The organism is Aeromonas sp. 602396, from assembly GCF_049173735.1.
Taxonomy (GTDB): Bacteria; Pseudomonadota; Gammaproteobacteria; order Enterobacterales; family Aeromonadaceae; genus Aeromonas; species Aeromonas veronii_A.
Map to the genome: position 1 here is coordinate 161,680 of NZ_JAAKSD010000002.1, position 16,811 is coordinate 178,490.

Sequence of the window (16,811 nt, forward strand, 5' to 3'; positions counted from 1 at the left end):
ACAGTTTGGCTCGGTTATGAGGTAAGGCCGTCAATGATGGCTTTATCTCATCATCGAACCACCAAGTAGCGCGCCGCGGGCGTGCGGTAGCTATGGAGAAGGCACAAGATGGCCAATAGCACAGGATTACAATTCACCGCCAAGGTGGGGGCGTTGCCAGAAACCACCTTCGTTGTCGCTGCCTTTGATTTGCATGAGAGGCTCAGCGGACCGTTTGTTCTGACGCTGGAGCTGGCAAGCAGCCAACCCGATATCGACTTTGGTGCCGTGCTGGACCAGCCGTGCGAGCTGCTGGTGTGGTACAACGGCGAGCTGCAACGCCGGGTCTGCGGGGTAGTGAGCGAGTTTGCCCAAGGGGACAGCGGTTTTCGTCGCACCCGCTATCAGTTGCAAGTCAAACCGGCCATGTGGCGGTTGGGATTGCGCCAAAACTCCCGCATCTTTCAGACACAGAAGCCCGAGGAAATTCTTTCCATTCTGCTGCAAGAACACGGTATCACCGACTACGCCTTTGCCCTGAAAAATGAACATGCCCAGCGGGAATACTGCGTTCAGTATCGCGAAACTGACCTCGACTTCCTCAATCGCCTTGCCGCAGAAGAGGGGCTCTTCTACTTCCACGAGTTTGAAGCAGGCAAACATCGCATCGTCTTTGCTGACGATGCCGCAGCCCTGACTGCTGGCCCCGAGCTCTTTTTCAACCTTGGCAACCGCTCGCTGAAACAAGGTCCTTACGTGCGCCAGTTCCACTACCGTGAGGCGGTACGGCCAAGCGATGTAGAGCTCAAGGACTACAGCTTCAAGACGCCGGCTTATGGCCTCTCCCACAAAAAGCAGGGCGCAGAGCTCGAGCATCAGCGCGATACCTATCAGCATTTTGACTACCCGGGTCGCTACAAGCAGGACGGCAGCGGCAAGGCCTTTGCCCAGCACCGGCTCGATGCCCTACGCAACGATGCAGTGGCGGGCAGCGGCAAATCGAATAGCGCAGCCCTTATGCCGGGGCTGTTCTTCTCACTGACCGAGCACCCCAACGATAGCCTCAATACCGACTGGCAAGTCGTCCATATCCGCCACACCGGCGAACAGCCGCAAGCGCTGGAGGAGGAGGGCGGCAGTGGCCCGACCGTTTATCACAACGAATTTGGCGTGGTGAAGGCGAGCACTACCTGGCGGGCGCGTATCGGCAGCCCAGAGGCGCCAAACAAGCCCATGGTGGATGGCCCGCAAATTGCCATGGTGGTTGGTCCCGAAGGGGAAGAGATTTACTGCGACGAGCACGGCCGGGTCAAACTGCAATTTCCGTGGGACCGCTACGGCAATTCCAACGACCAGAGCTCCTGCTGGGTGCGGGTGAGCCAGGGCTGGGCCGGTGGTCAGTACGGCATGATGGCCATGCCGCGCATTGGCCACGAGGTTATCGTCTCATTTCTGGAAGGGGACCCCGATCAGCCCATAGTGACTGGCCGCACCTATCACGCTACCAACCGGCCACCTTACGAGTTGCCACTCAACAAGACCCGCACCGTGCTGCGCACCGAAACCCATCAGGGCGAAGGCTTCAACGAGCTGCGCTTTGAAGACCAGGCTGGTCAGGAAGAGATCTATCTCCACGGTCAGAAAGATCTGAACGTGCTCATCCAGAACGATGTCGTCTGGCATATCAAACACGACGAGCATCGGGATATCGACAACGAGCAGGTCACTCGCATCAAGGCCAACGACTACCTGACAGTCGAAGGCGAAAAGCGCGACCAGATCAAGGCGGACTACTCGCTGACGGTGGATGCCTCCATGCATCAGAAGCTGGGGCAATCGCTGCTGATTGATGCCGGCCAGGAGGTACACTACAAGGCAGGCATGAAGATCGTGTTGGAGGCCGGTGTCGAGCTGACACTTAAAGTGGGTGGCAGCTTCGTCAAGGTCGATGCTGATGGCGTGACGATAAGTGGTGGCTCCATCAAGATGAACTCTGGCGGTAGTCCCGGTTCTGGCTCCGGTTGGGCTGGGCAGATGCCTATCCTGCCTGATGATGTCGAGGCGGTGCCCCCGCCGCCCCCGGTCGACACGGTTCGCCAGATTGCGACTCTGAAATCGGCCGAGCCGGTCTGCGAGATATGTGAACAGCTGGCCAAGGAGGGCAACTAATGGTATTGCCAGCGCTCACCTTGGCAGAAGGTGAACGTCTTTATCTGTTGCTCGATGGCGGGCAGATCCCTGAGCTTGAGCGCCAACTCTTTGAGGTCAGCGACTGCCCGGCTTACCAGCCGCTCTATCTCTACGCCCCCTGGGATAGCCTGCGGGAGGTCTCTCCCTGTCTGGTGGAGGCCAGCGAGCCCTTGCTCGGCTGGTTCAAGAGCCTGTCAGCCAATACCGGATGGTTGCTCGCCTCCGCTTTGCCTCTCTTGCCGCTGGCGGATCAGTTGCGCCAGCTTATCGAGGTCGAAAGCCCTTACGGCAGCCGCATCTTGCTCAAACTGGCCGCCCCGGAAACCATGGCATGTCTGATGGTGGATGCAGACCCCTGGCTGTGGCGGAAAATTGCACAAGTCTGGCTGCCAACCCGCACCGGTTGGCGCCATTGGCAGGTCAAAGAGACGCTTGCCGAGCCGATGGGCGACACATGCAGACTCACCGATGTGCAATGGGCCCGCTTGGGCGAAGTGAGTTGGCAAAACCAGCTGGATGCGGTTTATCGCCACATGCAGGCGTGGTTTCCCGCCCGGTTGGCGCAGCAGACCGATCCAAAGTGTTGGATTGCCCGCTGGGCCCAACAGGCTTATCAACTGGGATTTCAGACCGAACGCGACTTGCTGCTGTTTTTCAATGTGCTGGGCTTCCTGGGCGAGTCATGGTGGCAGGGTGATGCCTACCCGATCGTGAGCAGGTTGTTGACTACCCCCTCGGCACAGACCCCGTCACAGCGTGTTGAACAGGCAGCCAACTGGGCAGAGCAACACGCCATTGCACAGGAAATAACGTCATGAGCACCCCGAACCAAGCAGCTGGAGCTGCCGGCAACAAGGATTGCAAGAGCCCGGTTGGCACCTGCCCCTTTAAAAATAAAGAGATTGCCCTGGTACCGGTGCGCTATGCCCTTGATGAAGTATTTGAGGCGCCAGCAAAACAGCCGCACCCTCTGCCTGCCAAGCACTTCAAAGGCCCTCTGGCGCTTAAGGCCAATCCCTACACCCTGCGCCAGCTGCGCGATGGCTGGCTCTATGTCTTTGATGAAAAAATAAAAATGCTCGACGAGTATGAGGTCAAAGGCAGCCAGTTTATTCATGCCAGCAAGGGCAGCAAAGGGCATTTGCTCTATTCGGCCAACCACAAGGTGGCGATGGCCTTCTCCCATCAGCGCTGGACCGAGCGGCTGAAAAAGGAGTACTGCGAGCAGAACAGTCTGCGCAGCAAAGGGATGCGCTCATTCAATCTGCTCTCGCTGGCCAGCAAGATGGGGGGTGAGCATGCGGGATTATTGGATCTGCTCTCTACCCACGTAGCCGACATGGGCTTGCCCAACAAGGGATTCGTCGAAAGCTGCGCCACCCTCAAGGCCCCCGAGGGGGTAGCGCCGGGCCTGCTGTGGCGTGACAAACCGGCAGGCTCAGCGGAGGCCAGCAAGGCCGGTATGCCGGATTTACAAAGTGCTCTGGTGGTGGCGCTCGACGACCTTATCTCGGATATGCACGATGTGACCGAGCGCCTGAGCGATATCGCTATCCGCCATGAGCAGCCCTTTAATGACGACGAAACCCGTCACCGCTGGACCATGGCCAGTATCACCGAGATGCTGGCACTGCCCCCGCTCGATGAAGGCAGCCTGCCTGCGTCAGCCAGGGGCGACCGTCTGGCGACCTTCAAGCTCAAGAAGCAGTTGCACTCCTATCTGGTTGCCAAGTATGACTACAAGGAGCGTCAAGGCATTGGCCATCACTACATAGACCTCGGCGCCGAGCAGCGCCTGATGGCGCAGCATGCCCAGCTCAAGCAGCTGGGCCTCAATCCCGACAAGTGGGCCAGCTGGCCCGGGGTGCGCTTTGATGACGAAGTGAACTGGTCGGGGCTGGAAGAGATTATCCAGCAGTACGCGCAAGGGGTGGATGCCTTGCGCCCGCGCTGGCTGACCAGCTATGACGATGCCCTGCAGCTATTGCAAGCCTTACCGACCTCCCCCCTGCTGTTGGGGCTCGATAGCCAGACTGAGGATGCCCAGACCCAGCTGCTGGCCAGCAGCTGCCAGTGGCTCTTTAGCCTATTTTTGGCCCCCAACACCAAACGGGGTGAACAGTTGACCAAGGCATTGAAAAAGGGGGCTCTGCCCGCGCTGGCACACTACGGCTTTGATCTCGAGGTCAAAAAAGAGCTTGAGAAAAACCCAGACTGGCTCGGGGTGGGCAATATCACCGGTGTCGCCAATGCGCTGGCGGCGATGGAAGCGATAGCCAATAACGATTTTCTGAGCAATAGCAAGTTGTTTGGCGGGCTGCATGAGGGCGCCAAGGCGACCATGAGCGCCCTCAAAGCGGCTATCGCCGGGGTGGCCATCAAGCCATGGCAACAGCTCAGCGAGTTGCTGCATCCGCATCTGCTCAGCGGTGAAAAACTTGGCCGCACTCTGAGTCTGGTGGTACTCGAATCAATTCACACCGGCCAGCAGGTGCGCATCAACTCCGCATTTGTGGCCGAGAGCAAAGCCTTTGTGGCTCAGGTACAGGGCAACCTGCTCGGCAAGTTGGCAACGCCCGGCAAGATAACAGAGGGCCACCTTGGCCGGATGAAGGCGGCAGGCGCCGAGTGGTCGCAGCTGAAATGGCCCCGTCTGCTGTTGCTGGAAGGCGGTTTGCAGCAGGAGTTTGAGCGCAAGATGGCCAGCTACCTCAACTTGCAGCGGCAAGGTGCCAGAGGGGTACAAGCGGCCGCCAAGGTGTGGCAAGGGTGGGGCAACTTTGGCGGGTTGGCGGCCCTGCTCAATATCGCCAACCTGACGGTGGCGCTGCAAGGGTATGACGAGAACGCGCGCAAGCTGCAGGGCAACCCTACCGCACAGCTGGAGCTGAACCGTAACCTGGCCTACACCGCCGCCTGGACCGGCAGCGCTATGGTGGCCATCAAGCAGGGGCAGGTGGTGGTGCCTAAACATCTTCTGAATAAGCGTTTAGCTGAAGCCGCAATAGTAGACCCCGCTCTGGTGCGCCGCTTTACCCTTACCACCGGCTGGATGACCGGGCTGGGACTGCTGGCGGCGGGGCTGGAGGCGTGGGAGACTCATGCCAAGCTAATGGATGATACCAATGCCGATATGGAGCAATTTGGTTACTGGTTAAAGCTGGGGGGCTTGGGGGCGCAGGGGATACCAGCCGTTGTGTCGTTTGGCCGTTTGCTATTTGGTGCAACTCTAGGGGCTACATGGGCTACCTGGATGGTCGCATCTATTGGTATCGGCACCCTGCTCTATCTGGCCGCCACCGTGATACTGGCCCGCTATAACCGTCTGCCTATAGATCGCTGGCTGTTGCAATCCACCTGGGGCACCAAGCCGGCCGGGTGGCCTGCGGCTGAAGAGCTGCTTCAGTATGAACGGGTTGCCTGTCAGCCGACGGTGGAGCTCAAGGAGGGGAAGCTGACCGTTGCGCTGCCGCCGCATCTGCGCACCATTACCCTGCAGTTGTCGATAAAGCTGCTTGGCTATCAACTTGCCAAGCAGAGCTACCCCGCCTCCGTGTTAACTCCTGTGCTGGGCCCTGCGCAAGAGGCCGCCATCAAGGTGACCAGCCAAGGGGTTGGGCAGGTGACACTGGCGGTCGCCGCCAATCAGGGGGATGAACTGCAGTTGCAGATAGGTTACCCGGCGGCAGAGAGTTTAAGTGGTCAGCCCCTGCGCTTTATGGCCCGCGGTACCCTGGCCAAAGGGGTGGTCTTGACCGCTGAGATCGATGATAAACTGCCCGTCCAGGGTACCTTGATAGAGTTGAAATAAGATGAGTGACACCACAGAGCACAAGCAGAACGCAGAGAGTGCAGAAGCTGATGGCGCCAACCACTACTACAGCGAGCAATACCTTGAATTGCAAAAGGAGCCGGTTTTATATGAGTGGCAGATTGATCATCAGCAGAGACTTGCATGGGAGCTTCCAATTGCCATAGGTGGTTTTTTGTGGCTCTTAGGACTGTTTAATTTAATTAATAGCGATAGTCAAAAAGCTTGGCAGTTAACCCTGTTTTGTATTGTATTCGGAATATTCGCTGTACTTCAGGGACGTTATCTTTTTACCCCCAATCAATTCTATCACTACCGAATGACCGCCAAGGGGATCTACTACACCCAGCAGGACAAGATCCCGGAAGTGGCTTACACCATTGCACGCGGGATTGGTGGCTTGTTGATTTTGGGCAGCATCATTGCTGTCGGCTTGGTGGGCCCGCTGGCACTGGTCGGAGCGGGGGCCGGTGCATTTCTGGCCTTTAAAATTACCAATATGAAGCCAGAGATTCACCATTATGGGTGCATTTTTAAGGGGGAGGGCGAGATCTTTACCTTTAGTGGCATTAATGGGATGAGGATTTGGGAACATCCGCCGGAAACAGGTGAGTATGCTTTGATTTTTACTCTTCCTAATCAGTACACCAAGGTACTCGAAGATGTAACTCGCTCTTTGCCACAATATCAAATGGTAGAGGCTGCTAGCCGCAAAGAGTTCGGTTATTAAGCCATAGGGGCAAAGAGGCTGTAATTCAGCTTCTTTGTCCTTTGATTGACTAATAACAGAGCAAGATAGGCCACCCGGTGGCAGAGCGTTTAAGCGGCCAACCCCTGTGCTTTATGGCCCGTGGCACCTTGATAGAGTTGAAATAGGATGAGTGACACCACAGAACACAAGCAGAACGCAGAGAGTGCAGAGGCTGATGGCGCCAACCACTACTACAGCGAGCAATATCTTGAATTGCAAAAGGAGCCGGTTTTATATGAGTGGCATATTGACCATGCCCAGCGAGCTGCATGGTCATCGTCACTGTTAATGGGAGGTGTGTGTTGGCTAATTGCATTAATGGTTTTTATTAATAGCGATAGTCAGAACCCTTGGCCGTTAATTTGGGTGCTTTTAATTCTGGGGGGCTGGGGTGTTATTTTTTCGCGCTACTTAACGGACCCCAACCAGCTCTATCACTACCGAATGACTGCCAAGGGGATCTACTACACCCAGCAGGACAAGATCCCGGAAGTGGCTTACAACATTATCCGTGGGATTGGTGGCTTGCTGATTGTGGGCAGCATCATCGCTATTGGCTTGGTGGGCCCGCAGGCACTGGCCGGTGCAGGTGCGGGTGCATTTCTGGCCTTTAAAATCACCAATATGAAACCAAGAGTCCGCCATTATGGGTGTATTTTTAAGGACTCAGGTGAAATATCAGTTTTTGGCAAGCTGTGCGGTATGGAAATCATGGAGACCCCGTATAGCTGGGGGGAATACGCTCTCGTATTTAGCAAGCCAGAGGAATATCAACGTGTACTTGGTGATATCACGCAAGCGTTACCTCAATATAAAGTGATTGAAGCAGCCAGCCGTAAAGAGTTCGGTTATTAAGCCATGGGGCAGAGAGGCTGTAATTCAGCTTTTCTGCCCCTTGATTGACCAATAATGGCACTACCTGTAACCGGCCCTGTTTTATTCGCCCCTTTTTCACTCTGCGAAGAATTTCTCATGACCCATCGAATCCTATGGCTGGCACTGACCGCCAGCATCTTAACCGCCTGCTCTGCCACTGCGCCACGCACTGATGCCGAGCTATCCCAAGCCGCAAAGCTGGGGGATGGCCGCACCCAGTATGAACTGGCCAGACGGCTGGCAACCCAACTCGATTACCCCAATGCCATGCACTGGATGCAGCAAGCGGCCGAGCAGTCTGGCCCCTTGGCCGCCGATAAACAGATCCGCGCCAATGCTGCTTGGCAAGTGGGTGACTGGTATCAGGCCGGGCTCGGGGAGCCCAAAAACCCGACGCTCGCTACCCTGTGGTGGCAGCGCTCTGCTCGCCTTGGCAACAGCAATGCCAGCTATCAGCTGGGCCTGATGTGTCAGGAGCAGCATCAGGGCAAGTTGGTCAGTGAATGCCTCGACTGGTTCGAGAAAGCCGCCAAACAGGATCATGCAGAGGCGCAATTGATCCTTGGGCAGTGGTATGCCAATCAGCAGGGGGCGGATGAGGATGCCGTCAAGTGGTTGGAAAAAGCGGCAGAGCAGGGCAATCGCGACGCTCAGTATCAGCTGGGCAAGCGCTACGAGCAGGGGAAAGGGGTGATCAAACGCCCGGATATTGCCCAGCGCTGGTTTGAGAAGGCTGCCGCCCAGCAGCAGCCGGATGCCTTGTTGTTGTTGGCTCGTCAGGCTACACCAACTGATGCTTTCGCGGCTTATCAGCGAGCTGCCAATGCGGGTTCTGCCGAAGCTGAACTATGGCTGGGTGTTGCTTATCTGGCGGGAGAGCAGGTGCAAGCTGATCCTGCGTTGGGCAGATATTGGCTGGAGTTGGCGGTGACTCATGGCTCGCATGAGGCGGAGTACCAACTGAGCTTGCAACAAACAGATGGCGTAGCCAGGCAGCATTGGTTGACTCTGGCTGCGGAAGGCGGGATCACCAAGGCCAGTTTCGAGCTGGCGCAGTTGCAGCAAGAGCAGGGTGAGTTGGAGCAAGCCAGAGCCAGCTATGCCAAAGCTGCTGGACAAGGTCATACCCAGGCTCAATATGCTTATGGCGAGATGCTGCGGCAGGGTTTGGGCGGTAAAGAGGACTATGTGCTGGCACTCAAGCAGTATCGGCTGGCGGCCCAACAGGGTGATCGTATGGCACAATACCGGATGGGAACCATGCGTGAAGAGGGACTGGGGGCTCCGCGTAACCGGGTACATGCCTATGCCTGGCTGTCATTGGCGGCAACAGAAGGGATGCCGGAGGCGGTGCAGGCTCGTGACGAGCTGGAAGCAGCGATGACCAGGCCGGAAGTCAAACAGGCGCAGAAACTTTCAGAGCACTGGTTTGGCAAGATGCCATCACCGGCGAGGAAAAGCTAAACAGCGTAGCTGCGGGCTCCGGCCTTTTTCTGAATCGAGGTCAGAACGATACGATCGCAGCCCCTCTTCAGCGGGAAGAGGGGCCGCAATAGTGCTCCCTGGCGGGCCGAGCCAGGCCAACCGCAGTTTCAGTCCCGGGCCCGAGCTCCAGCCAGTGGTGGAGCTCACCACTTTACCCTGCTTGATGATGAGGAAGCTGGGGGTGACGCTCACCTGCCAGCGGGCGGCAAGGTCGCCATGCTCATCATTGTGGGTCGGGAAGGTCAGCCCCTTCCTGGCCATCCCCTGCTGCAACCTGGCTTGGTCGCCGGAGCGCAGCGCCACTGTCAGCACGTTTTCGCCGTCTCGCCATAGCTGCTCCACTGTCGGTGTGGTAACACGGCAGACTGCGCACCAGCTGGCCCAGTAATAGATCAGCAGTGGTCTGTCCCGACTCATTGTCTGCAGGTCGGCCAGAGTGCCATCTTGCAGCAGCAGTTGAGGCAGCGGGCTTTCCTCTGGCAGCGCCGGACTGCGCCAGAGGTCCAGCGCCGTCGAAATAATCACCGCCAACAGCAGCAGCCAGAGGGCCTCCTTGCTCCAGCGGCGCAGACGGAGGATCCGGGATGATGTTGCTGTCATGACTGCCCCTTGATGACCAGTGCGTTTTTGACGTTGCCCCCGAGCGCTATATGAGGGAGATCAGCCGATTGCCGATAATTTCCCCCTTGCGCTGCGGGTATGCCCCGCTCTCCCGGCAGGGTCTGTATGAGCAGGATATATCTCATCTTGTTTCTCCTTGAACAGGGGCGTTCGCAGCGTGCTCCAGAGTGGCCAGCAGAGTTGCACGATCCAGCAGGGGAGAGAGGATCTCGCCACCCGGTAGCCCGGGGCCATAGATTTGGTTGAAAGGAATGGCCACACTGCCGCGTTGGCGCAAGAAGCCGGCGATGCTGTCTGAGGGGCGGCTCCAATCCCCGCGCAAGGCCACCACATCGGGGGCACTCAGGGCTCGTTGCACATCATCGCGCAGCAGCACGTTGAATTTGTTGGCTTTGCAGGTGATGCACCAGTCGGCGGTCACATCGACGAAGACCCGCTTGTGTTGTGCCAGGGCGTCCTGGATGGCCTGCTCCGAGAGTGGCTGCCAGTGGACGGTATCCTGTTGTGGTTTGCCCTCCATGGTGAAGGCGCCGCCGAGCAGCAGGGCTGCGGCCAGCAAGCAGCCCAGCGCCAGCCCCAGGGTTACACCGCGAATACCGTGGCGCCATACGACCGCCAGCAGCAGGGCTGCCAGTATCAGAGCCATCAGGATCACCACCCCGTTATGGCCGATATGGTTGCCAAGCAGGCTGAGCAGCCAGAGGCTGGAGCCCAGCATCATCAGGCCGAGCAGGATGCGCAGGCGCCCCATCCAGCGTCCCGGTTTTGGCAACCAGAGCGCGAGACGGGGCAGGGCGGCGATGAGCAGCCATGGCAGGCTCATGCCAATCCCCAGTGCGGTAAAGACAAGCCAGAGTTGACCGGATGGCGCCCCGAGCGCAAAGGCGACTGCGGTGCCAAGGAAAGGGGCGGAGCAGGGTGTTGCCAGCAGAGTGGCAAAGCAGCCCTGCATAAAGTGACCGGCCATGCCGTTGCCACCCGCGGTTGCCAGACGGGTGTTGACATTGCTCGATAACCTGATCTCGAACAGCCCCAGCAGGTTGGCACAGAACAGCAAGGTCACCACGACCATGAAGCCGATAAACCAGACGCTCTGGAACTGGATACCCCAGCCGACGGCCCCCTGGGTGGCGCGCAGCAGGGTGCTCATCAGTGCCAGCGTCCAAAAGGAGACCAGGATACCTGCGCTTGCCGCCAGGAACTGCAAGCGAACCGGGCGACGCTCACGGGTCTCCAGTTGCAGTACTGATCCCAGCTTGAGGGCCAGCACCGGCAACACACAGGGCATCAGGTTGAGAATAAGCCCCCCAAGCAGTGCTGCCCCCAGGATCCAGCGCAGCGAGTGGCCACCAGCGGGTAGTGGCAGGGGATCACCTATGGTGACCTGGCTCTGCCAGGCTTCGTCACCGTTGACCAGTACCACGCCCAGTTGCTGATGACGGATATCCGGTGCATCCCCTTGCCAGCCATCGCTGACCGGAATGCGGGCAATCAGGGTATTGCCCTGCACCTCCAGGCTGGGCTCGCCAAACTCGACCCCCTCCAGCTGCTGGAGGAAAATCTGCGGAGCCCGCCACCCCTCTTGCTGCTTAGCGCTCAGCTGTAGCCGGTTTTGCTGGTAGCCGGCCTGGAGGTTGACGCTCTTGGGCATGGCTTGAGGCAGCTTGCTCATCGCCTGTGCATAGGCAAGGTCGAATCCGTCCGGTGCCGTACCATCCAGAGCAAGGGCAAAAGGGTAGTCGGTCAGGATGCAGACGTTACTGCAGGTTGAAAGGCGTAACGTGCCGGTCAGCGCCTTGCGGTTGCCATGGCCAAGGCTGATGGGAAAGGTTACGGCCTGCTGATACCCCTGGGTCGACATGCCGCTGACCGCGAATCGCTCTGGCACTGGCCAGTGCCATTGTTGAGTGAGTTTGGGATCATCCCAGAGAATTTCAGGGGCAATTCCCCCTTCACCCGGGTTTTGCCAATAGGTTTTCCAGCCGGACTCGAGTGCCAGACTGAGCAGCACCCGGGGCTGTGCCGGATCCCGGCTATCTGCTTGCAGCCGGATTTGTGCGTGATCGTTGCGGGGGCTGGTGAGCCAGCCGGTATCGCTGGCCAATCCGATGGATTGCCACAGCAGGCTGCCCAGCAAGAGGGCAGTCTTGAAGATGTTTGACATGGTGTTGTCTCTTGAAAATGAAAGTCAGGGTTGTTTAAGCCGCGACTGACTCATTCTCGCCAGACACAAAGGGTGAGATGAAGCCGCCGTTCTGGCGGGGAGATATTTCTGGGTGGGGGGAGGGGGGGCGAGCAACGGGGCAGTGGTGCCAGCAGGGCGATCAGGAATGCGATGGCAAAGAAGAGCTGTTCGGCGCATTGCACGCTGGCGGCACTGAGCCACTTGCCGTTGAGCTGGCAACTGCCGGGTTGCGGCGTTGCTGCGCGGCCATCCTCATCGACATCGACATCGATGGCGGAGGATGGGACGGTCAGCATATGGCAGCCAGCGGCTATCTCCAGCTGAGCCAGCCTGGTCAGCGGCTGGAGTGCACAATTGAGCAGCAGAATGCAGACCAGCAGCAGGAGTCTTGTCGCCACGCGTTGTCGCAAAATCATGTTGCTCCTGCCCTCTTGGAATGGGGCACATCCTATCGATCAATGACAGCCCGGGCAAGCCGGTCGGATGAAGCCCCGTTTCTTGCAACCGGTGAGTCGCCACGTTTGCCCTCGTAGCTGGCCGAGTACCGAGCGTGCTGGCCAGATCAGTCTGCCAATGCTCCGGACAAGGGGGGAGTCGTTCAGCTGCCAATCGCCGATAATGCCCCGCGCATTCCGGCGGTCAGGGCCAACAGCCCCCTCGAGCCCTGAATGGAAATGGGTATATGGGATCCATGCCGCGACGAGGAAGGCCGGGTTGGAGATGGTTCATTTGGTGCAAGATCATCTCTTTAGGTCGTCAAAAATTGAAAGCGTTTTCAGAAATCCTTTTCAATTGTGATCCGCTTCAAAGCTTTTTAATACGTCAACCTCTAGCATTGGCCCCACGAATTAGGGGCTAGCGCTCCCGATTTTCCCGCTGTGGGAGGTAACCGGATGATCCGGCTATTTCCTTCGTTACTTTCGACGGTCATCATGGATGGCCGTTTTTTTTTGAGTTATTTCACGGTAAAGGGTCGAGCCGCTGGCGCTTTACCGTTAAAATTCCGCTTTTGCACTTGCCCGTGAGTCTTGATGTCTGCGTCCACCCTCTCTTCGGATAGTTATGCCCTGCTCGCCACCCTGCAATTGCAGCGCGTTGCCAGTACCCGTTTGCTGCAAGAACAACTGGCGATAGGCCATGCCCTGATCGATAAACTGACCCGACTGCAGGATGCTGGGCTGGTCAGATTGCGCGGGGAGCAGCAGTGGAGCCTGACCGCCGAGGGGACGCTGGCGCTGATCCTGGGGGTGCGTGCCGGTCTTTGCCCGGCGCCGGACTGGAGCCGGGTGCCCTCATTGACCGGGCAGGATCTCACCCATGCGGTGGTGCGCGAGCTCTGCCGCGGCAAGGCGGGGGAGATCCCGACCTATTTCTCGGCCAGCGATCTGCTGACCCTGCTCGATACCCCGGACGCTCACCAGTTGCTGGCGGGCTCCAGCCCCGCCTGGCAGCAACTGTTGCTGGAGCACTTCTCGCTGCAACTCTTGCTCGATGCCCCCTATGAAGAGCGCTGGCCGCTGGCCAATGCGCTGGTGCGCTGCGCTCCCGAGGTGCAGGCCCGGGCCAAAGCGTTCGAGGCGGAGTGGCGCTGGCTCTGCGGGGATGGCGAGAGCACATCGCCAACCGGCGAGGACCAGGATGCCGCCCCCGGCTGGCCAGCCCTGCAGGCACTGGCCCAGCAGAGCCAGAGCGGCCCGCTTGGCGAGCGGCTGCTCACCGCGCTGGGCCAGTGGCAGGCAACCGATGAGGGCGAGGCGGGCCAGTGGCCCCGTTCATTCAGCGCCCTGCTCTGGCTTGGCTGGTTGCAGCAGGCCGATCCCGTCATCGCCAGCGAACAGCGCAAGAAGTGGCAGCGCAGCCTGACTGGTCAGTTCCCCCTGCTTGCCGACCTGCTCAGCCAGTGGGCGGGGGATCGCCACGGTCAGGCGGTCGGCCTGTTCGATACTTTGCAACTGCCGGTAGAGGAGCTCCACTGGGGCTATCTCTGGCTCGATCTCTGCGCGCTGGCCCGTCACGGTGCCCAGAGCCCGCAGGTGGCCATGTTGCACAAGTGGGATCTCTCCCATCTGCTCGATGCCGAGCCCCATCATCGCCTTATGGCATTTTGTCAGGATCTGCTGCGTATCTTGTTGGGCGAGGCGGCCAAAGGGGCGCCCTTGTGCCAACTGCGCGGCAGTGAGGAGAGTGCGCAAGAGGGCTGTGACGAGCAGGATGATGACGGGGACGAGGATAAAACCGCGGCCTCTGCCAGCTGGCTCAACTGGTTGCAGGGGCTGGGACGCTCCAGTGGCGTACGCAAGCCGCAGGAGCGGTTGGTGTGGCTGCTCCATGCTGACGGCCCCGAGCTGGAGTGCAAGATCCAGAAACTCAGTACCAAGGGGGAGTGGACGGCGGGCCGCCGGGTCGATCCGGCCTTGCTCTCCACCCAGTATGCCGCCATGCTCGACGAGCATGACTGGGCAGTGGTGCGCACCCTGCCGCGGGTGATGGGACGCTTGCCCCGGGATGTCTGGGCGCCGCTGGCCGATCACCCCCGCCTGTTCAACGCCAAGGGGCAGAAGCTGCAGCTCGCCATCACGGCGCCGCTGCTGCAGATTATCGCGACCGAAGAGGGGATGAGTGCCTTGCTGATCCCAGATGCAGCCGCCCGCGGGGCCCATATCATGCCGCTGGCGCAGGATCTGTGGCAGCTGATCCTCACCCCGCAGCCGCTGCTCGACCGCTTGCCTGCGCTCGAATCCATCCCGCTGCTGCCCGCCGAGGGGCTGGCCGAGCTGCAACGCACCCTGGACGCTATTCCCGAGCTGCCCTGGCACAGTCAGGTTGCGGGGCTTAGCGGCAACGCCGAACTGGCTCCCTGGCCGGGCATTCCTTCGGTGCAACTGGATTGGCAGGATGGCCAGCTGTCGGTCAAGCTGGTGACCCGCTTTGAGGATCTGCCGCCCCAGCCCCTTGGCAAGGGGGAGGCGATCGTGCGGCAGGGGATCAAGGCGTACCACTATTGGCAGCGGGATCTCGCGGCCGAGAAGCTGCAGGCCCAGCTACTGCGCAATCAACTCCCCATCGGCCTGCCCGGCAGCGAGTGGCTGCTGCAGGGGGAACAGGCGCTGGCGCTGGTCAATGCCCTGCCCGAGCTGGTGGATACCGGTGTGGTCATTCACTGGCATCAGGACAGCGCTCGCCTCAAGAGCCTTGATGAAGCTGCTCTGAGCCTGCGCATCGAGCGGCGGCAGGACTGGTTCCAGGTCGAAGGGGCACTGGCGCTTGATGAGCACCAGATCCTCGATCTGCGCCTTATTCTGCGCCAGATGACCCCGGGGCAGCGCACCGTTCAGCTCGACGAGAAGACCAGCCTGATGCTGAGCGACAAGCTGGTGGAGCGGCTCACCATGCTGGGGGCCATGCTCGATGAAGAGCAGCGCATCAACAACAAGCTGGCCTATCCCCTGACTCGCCTGCTCTCGGTCATTACCACCGAAGGGGATGCGGCGTGGCAATCCCTGCAGCAGGAGTGGCAGCAGGAGGTCGATTGCCCGGACGAGCTGCTTACCTCCCTGCGGGACTATCAGAAAGAGGGGGTGCGCTGGATGGCGACCCTGGCCCATCACGGCTTTGGTGCCTGTCTGGCCGATGACATGGGTCTGGGCAAGACGCTGCAGGCGCTGATTGTGTTGCGCATGCGCCAGCACCTTGGCCCTGCGCTGGTGGTGGTGCCCAAGTCAGTGGTCACCAACTGGCAGGAGGAGGTGGCCCGTTTCGCCCCCGAGCTTGATGTGGTGGTGTTCGAGAACCCGGCCGAGCGGGAGGGGATTATTCGCGAGGCCAAGGCCGGTCAGGTGATCCTCATCAACTACGGCATGCTCGGCAGCCTGGCGGAGGCGCTCAAGTCCCGCCGATGGTCTTCCATGGTGCTCGATGAGGCGCAGCAGATCAAAAATGCCGGTACCCAGCGCGCCAAGCTGCTGTTCCAGCTCGACGGCGATTTTCGCCTCGCCCTCTCCGGCACTCCCATCGAGAACAATCTGGGGGAGCTGTGGAGCCTCTTCACCTTTATCAACCCGGGGCTGCTCGGCAGCCTTGGCGAGTTCAAGCGTCGTTTTGGCAAGGCGGTCAAGGATCCCCAGCACATGGCGCTGCTGCGTGCAGTGATCAGCCCCTTTATCCTGCGTCGTCTCAAGCAACAGGTGCTGACCGAGCTGCCGGACAAGACCGAGATCATCCACCACATCAGCCTCTCCCCCGAAGAGCGCCAGCTCTACGAGGCGACCCGGCGGGAAGTGGTGCAGCAGGTGCAAAGCGCCGATGGCCGCGCCTTGATGCATGTGCTGAGTGGCCTGACCCGGCTGCGCCGCCTCTGCTGCTCGCCGGAGCTGGTGATGCCCGAGTGGTCGCAGACCAGCAGCAAGCTGGACGAGGCGATGGCCCTGCTGGAAGAGGCGATCGACGGCGGTCATCGGGTGCTGGTGTTCAGCCAGTTCGTCGACCTGCTGAGTCTGTTGCGGGCCCGCATCGAGCAGAAATCTTGGGATTATTGTTATCTGGATGGCGGCTGTTCGGCCAAGGCGCGGCAGGACTCCATCCTGCGTTTTCGCCACGAGGAGGTGCCGCTGTTCCTCATCAGCCTCAAGGCGGGGGGGACCGGCCTCAACCTCACCCAGGCCGATACCGTGCTGCACCTCGATCCCTGGTGGAACCCGGCGGTGGAAGATCAGGCGAGCGATCGGGCGCACCGGATGGGTCAGACCCAGCCGGTGACCGTGTACCGGCTGGTGTGCGAGCAGACGGTGGAGGAGAAGATTGTCGCCCTGCACGACGAGAAGCGGGCGCTGGCCGATGGCCTGCTGAGCGGCCAGTCCGAGGTGCGCGGGCTGGATGTGGAGAGTCTGCGGGCCCTGCTGATGGGCTGATTGGCG

General features: G+C 59.7%; 9 protein-coding genes and 1 pseudogene. 7 read left to right on the forward strand and 3 right to left on the reverse strand.

Annotation, left to right across the window (positions count from 1 at the left end):
• Positions 1-108 precede the first annotated feature (108 nt).
• The 6 genes from G5229_RS04420 to G5229_RS04445 all read left to right on the forward strand — a co-directional run bounded on the left by G5229_RS04420 (position 109) and on the right by G5229_RS04445 (position 9,071).
• Positions 109-2,148 (forward strand): type VI secretion system tip protein VgrG, encoded by a 2,040-nt coding sequence (locus G5229_RS04420; protein WP_421208653.1) that lies wholly within the window; start codon positions 109-111, stop codon positions 2,146-2,148.
• Complete coding sequence (locus tag G5229_RS04425) at positions 2,148-2,987, forward strand: DUF4123 domain-containing protein (RefSeq protein WP_421208655.1); 840 nt, start codon at positions 2,148-2,150, stop codon at positions 2,985-2,987. The genes G5229_RS04420 and G5229_RS04425 overlap by 1 nt, the downstream gene beginning before the upstream one ends.
• Complete coding sequence (locus tag G5229_RS04430; protein ID WP_421208656.1) at positions 2,984-5,980, forward strand: toxin VasX; 2,997 nt, start codon at positions 2,984-2,986, stop codon at positions 5,978-5,980. The genes G5229_RS04425 and G5229_RS04430 overlap by 4 nt, the downstream gene beginning before the upstream one ends.
• A 1-nt stretch (position 5,981) precedes the next feature.
• Positions 5,982-6,710 carry a hypothetical protein gene (locus tag G5229_RS04435; RefSeq protein WP_421208657.1) on the forward strand — a complete coding sequence of 243 codons (729 nt, stop codon included), beginning with the start codon at positions 5,982-5,984 and terminating at the stop codon, positions 6,708-6,710.
• A 147-nt stretch (positions 6,711-6,857) separates the two neighbouring features.
• Entirely contained in the window at positions 6,858-7,586 is a 729-nt protein-coding gene (locus G5229_RS04440) for a hypothetical protein (protein WP_421208658.1), read from the forward strand.
• Positions 7,587-7,703: 117 nt separating this feature from the next.
• Positions 7,704-9,071 carry a tetratricopeptide repeat protein gene (locus tag G5229_RS04445; protein WP_421208659.1) on the forward strand — a complete coding sequence of 456 codons (1,368 nt, stop codon included), beginning with the start codon at positions 7,704-7,706 and terminating at the stop codon, positions 9,069-9,071.
• A gap of 111 nt (positions 9,072-9,182) precedes the next feature.
• Here the strand turns inward: G5229_RS04445 and G5229_RS04450 are convergent.
• The 3 genes and pseudogenes from G5229_RS04450 to G5229_RS04460 all read right to left on the reverse strand — a co-directional run.
• A pseudogene (locus G5229_RS04450) lies at positions 9,183-9,692 on the reverse strand (protein disulfide oxidoreductase); the annotation flags it as partial.
• A gap of 142 nt (positions 9,693-9,834) precedes the next feature.
• Positions 9,835-11,877, reverse strand: a complete 2,043-nt coding sequence (locus G5229_RS04455; protein WP_337072820.1) for a protein-disulfide reductase DsbD family protein — start codon at positions 11,875-11,877, stop codon at positions 9,835-9,837.
• Between the two features lie 50 nt (positions 11,878-11,927).
• Entirely contained in the window at positions 11,928-12,314 is a 387-nt protein-coding gene (locus tag G5229_RS04460) for a hypothetical protein (protein WP_421208660.1), read from the reverse strand.
• A 615-nt stretch (positions 12,315-12,929) separates the two neighbouring features.
• Here G5229_RS04460 and G5229_RS04465 point away from each other — a divergent pair.
• Positions 12,930-16,805: an SNF2-related protein gene (locus tag G5229_RS04465; RefSeq protein ID WP_421208661.1), complete on the forward strand. Its 3,876-nt coding sequence runs from the start codon at positions 12,930-12,932 to the stop codon at positions 16,803-16,805.
• Positions 16,806-16,811 lie beyond the last annotated feature (6 nt).

Bases quoted from the DNA above. Each gene is read 5' to 3' on its own strand.
- G5229_RS04420 (WP_421208653.1), top strand. From the start codon at position 109: ATGGCCAATAGCACAGGATTACAATTCACCGCCAAGGTGGGGGCGTTG.
- G5229_RS04425 (WP_421208655.1), top strand. From the start codon at position 2,148: ATGGTATTGCCAGCGCTCACCTTGGCAGAAGGTGAACGTCTTTATCTG.
- G5229_RS04430 (WP_421208656.1), top strand. From the start codon at position 2,984: ATGAGCACCCCGAACCAAGCAGCTGGAGCTGCCGGCAACAAGGATTGC.
- G5229_RS04435 (WP_421208657.1), top strand. From the start codon at position 5,982: ATGAGTGACACCACAGAGCACAAGCAGAACGCAGAGAGTGCAGAAGCT.
- G5229_RS04440 (WP_421208658.1), top strand. From the start codon at position 6,858: ATGAGTGACACCACAGAACACAAGCAGAACGCAGAGAGTGCAGAGGCT.
- G5229_RS04445 (WP_421208659.1), top strand. From the start codon at position 7,704: ATGACCCATCGAATCCTATGGCTGGCACTGACCGCCAGCATCTTAACC.
- G5229_RS04455 (WP_337072820.1), bottom strand. From the start codon at position 11,877: ATGTCAAACATCTTCAAGACTGCCCTCTTGCTGGGCAGCCTGCTGTGG.
- G5229_RS04460 (WP_421208660.1), bottom strand. From the start codon at position 12,314: ATGATTTTGCGACAACGCGTGGCGACAAGACTCCTGCTGCTGGTCTGC.
- G5229_RS04465 (WP_421208661.1), top strand. From the start codon at position 12,930: ATGTCTGCGTCCACCCTCTCTTCGGATAGTTATGCCCTGCTCGCCACC.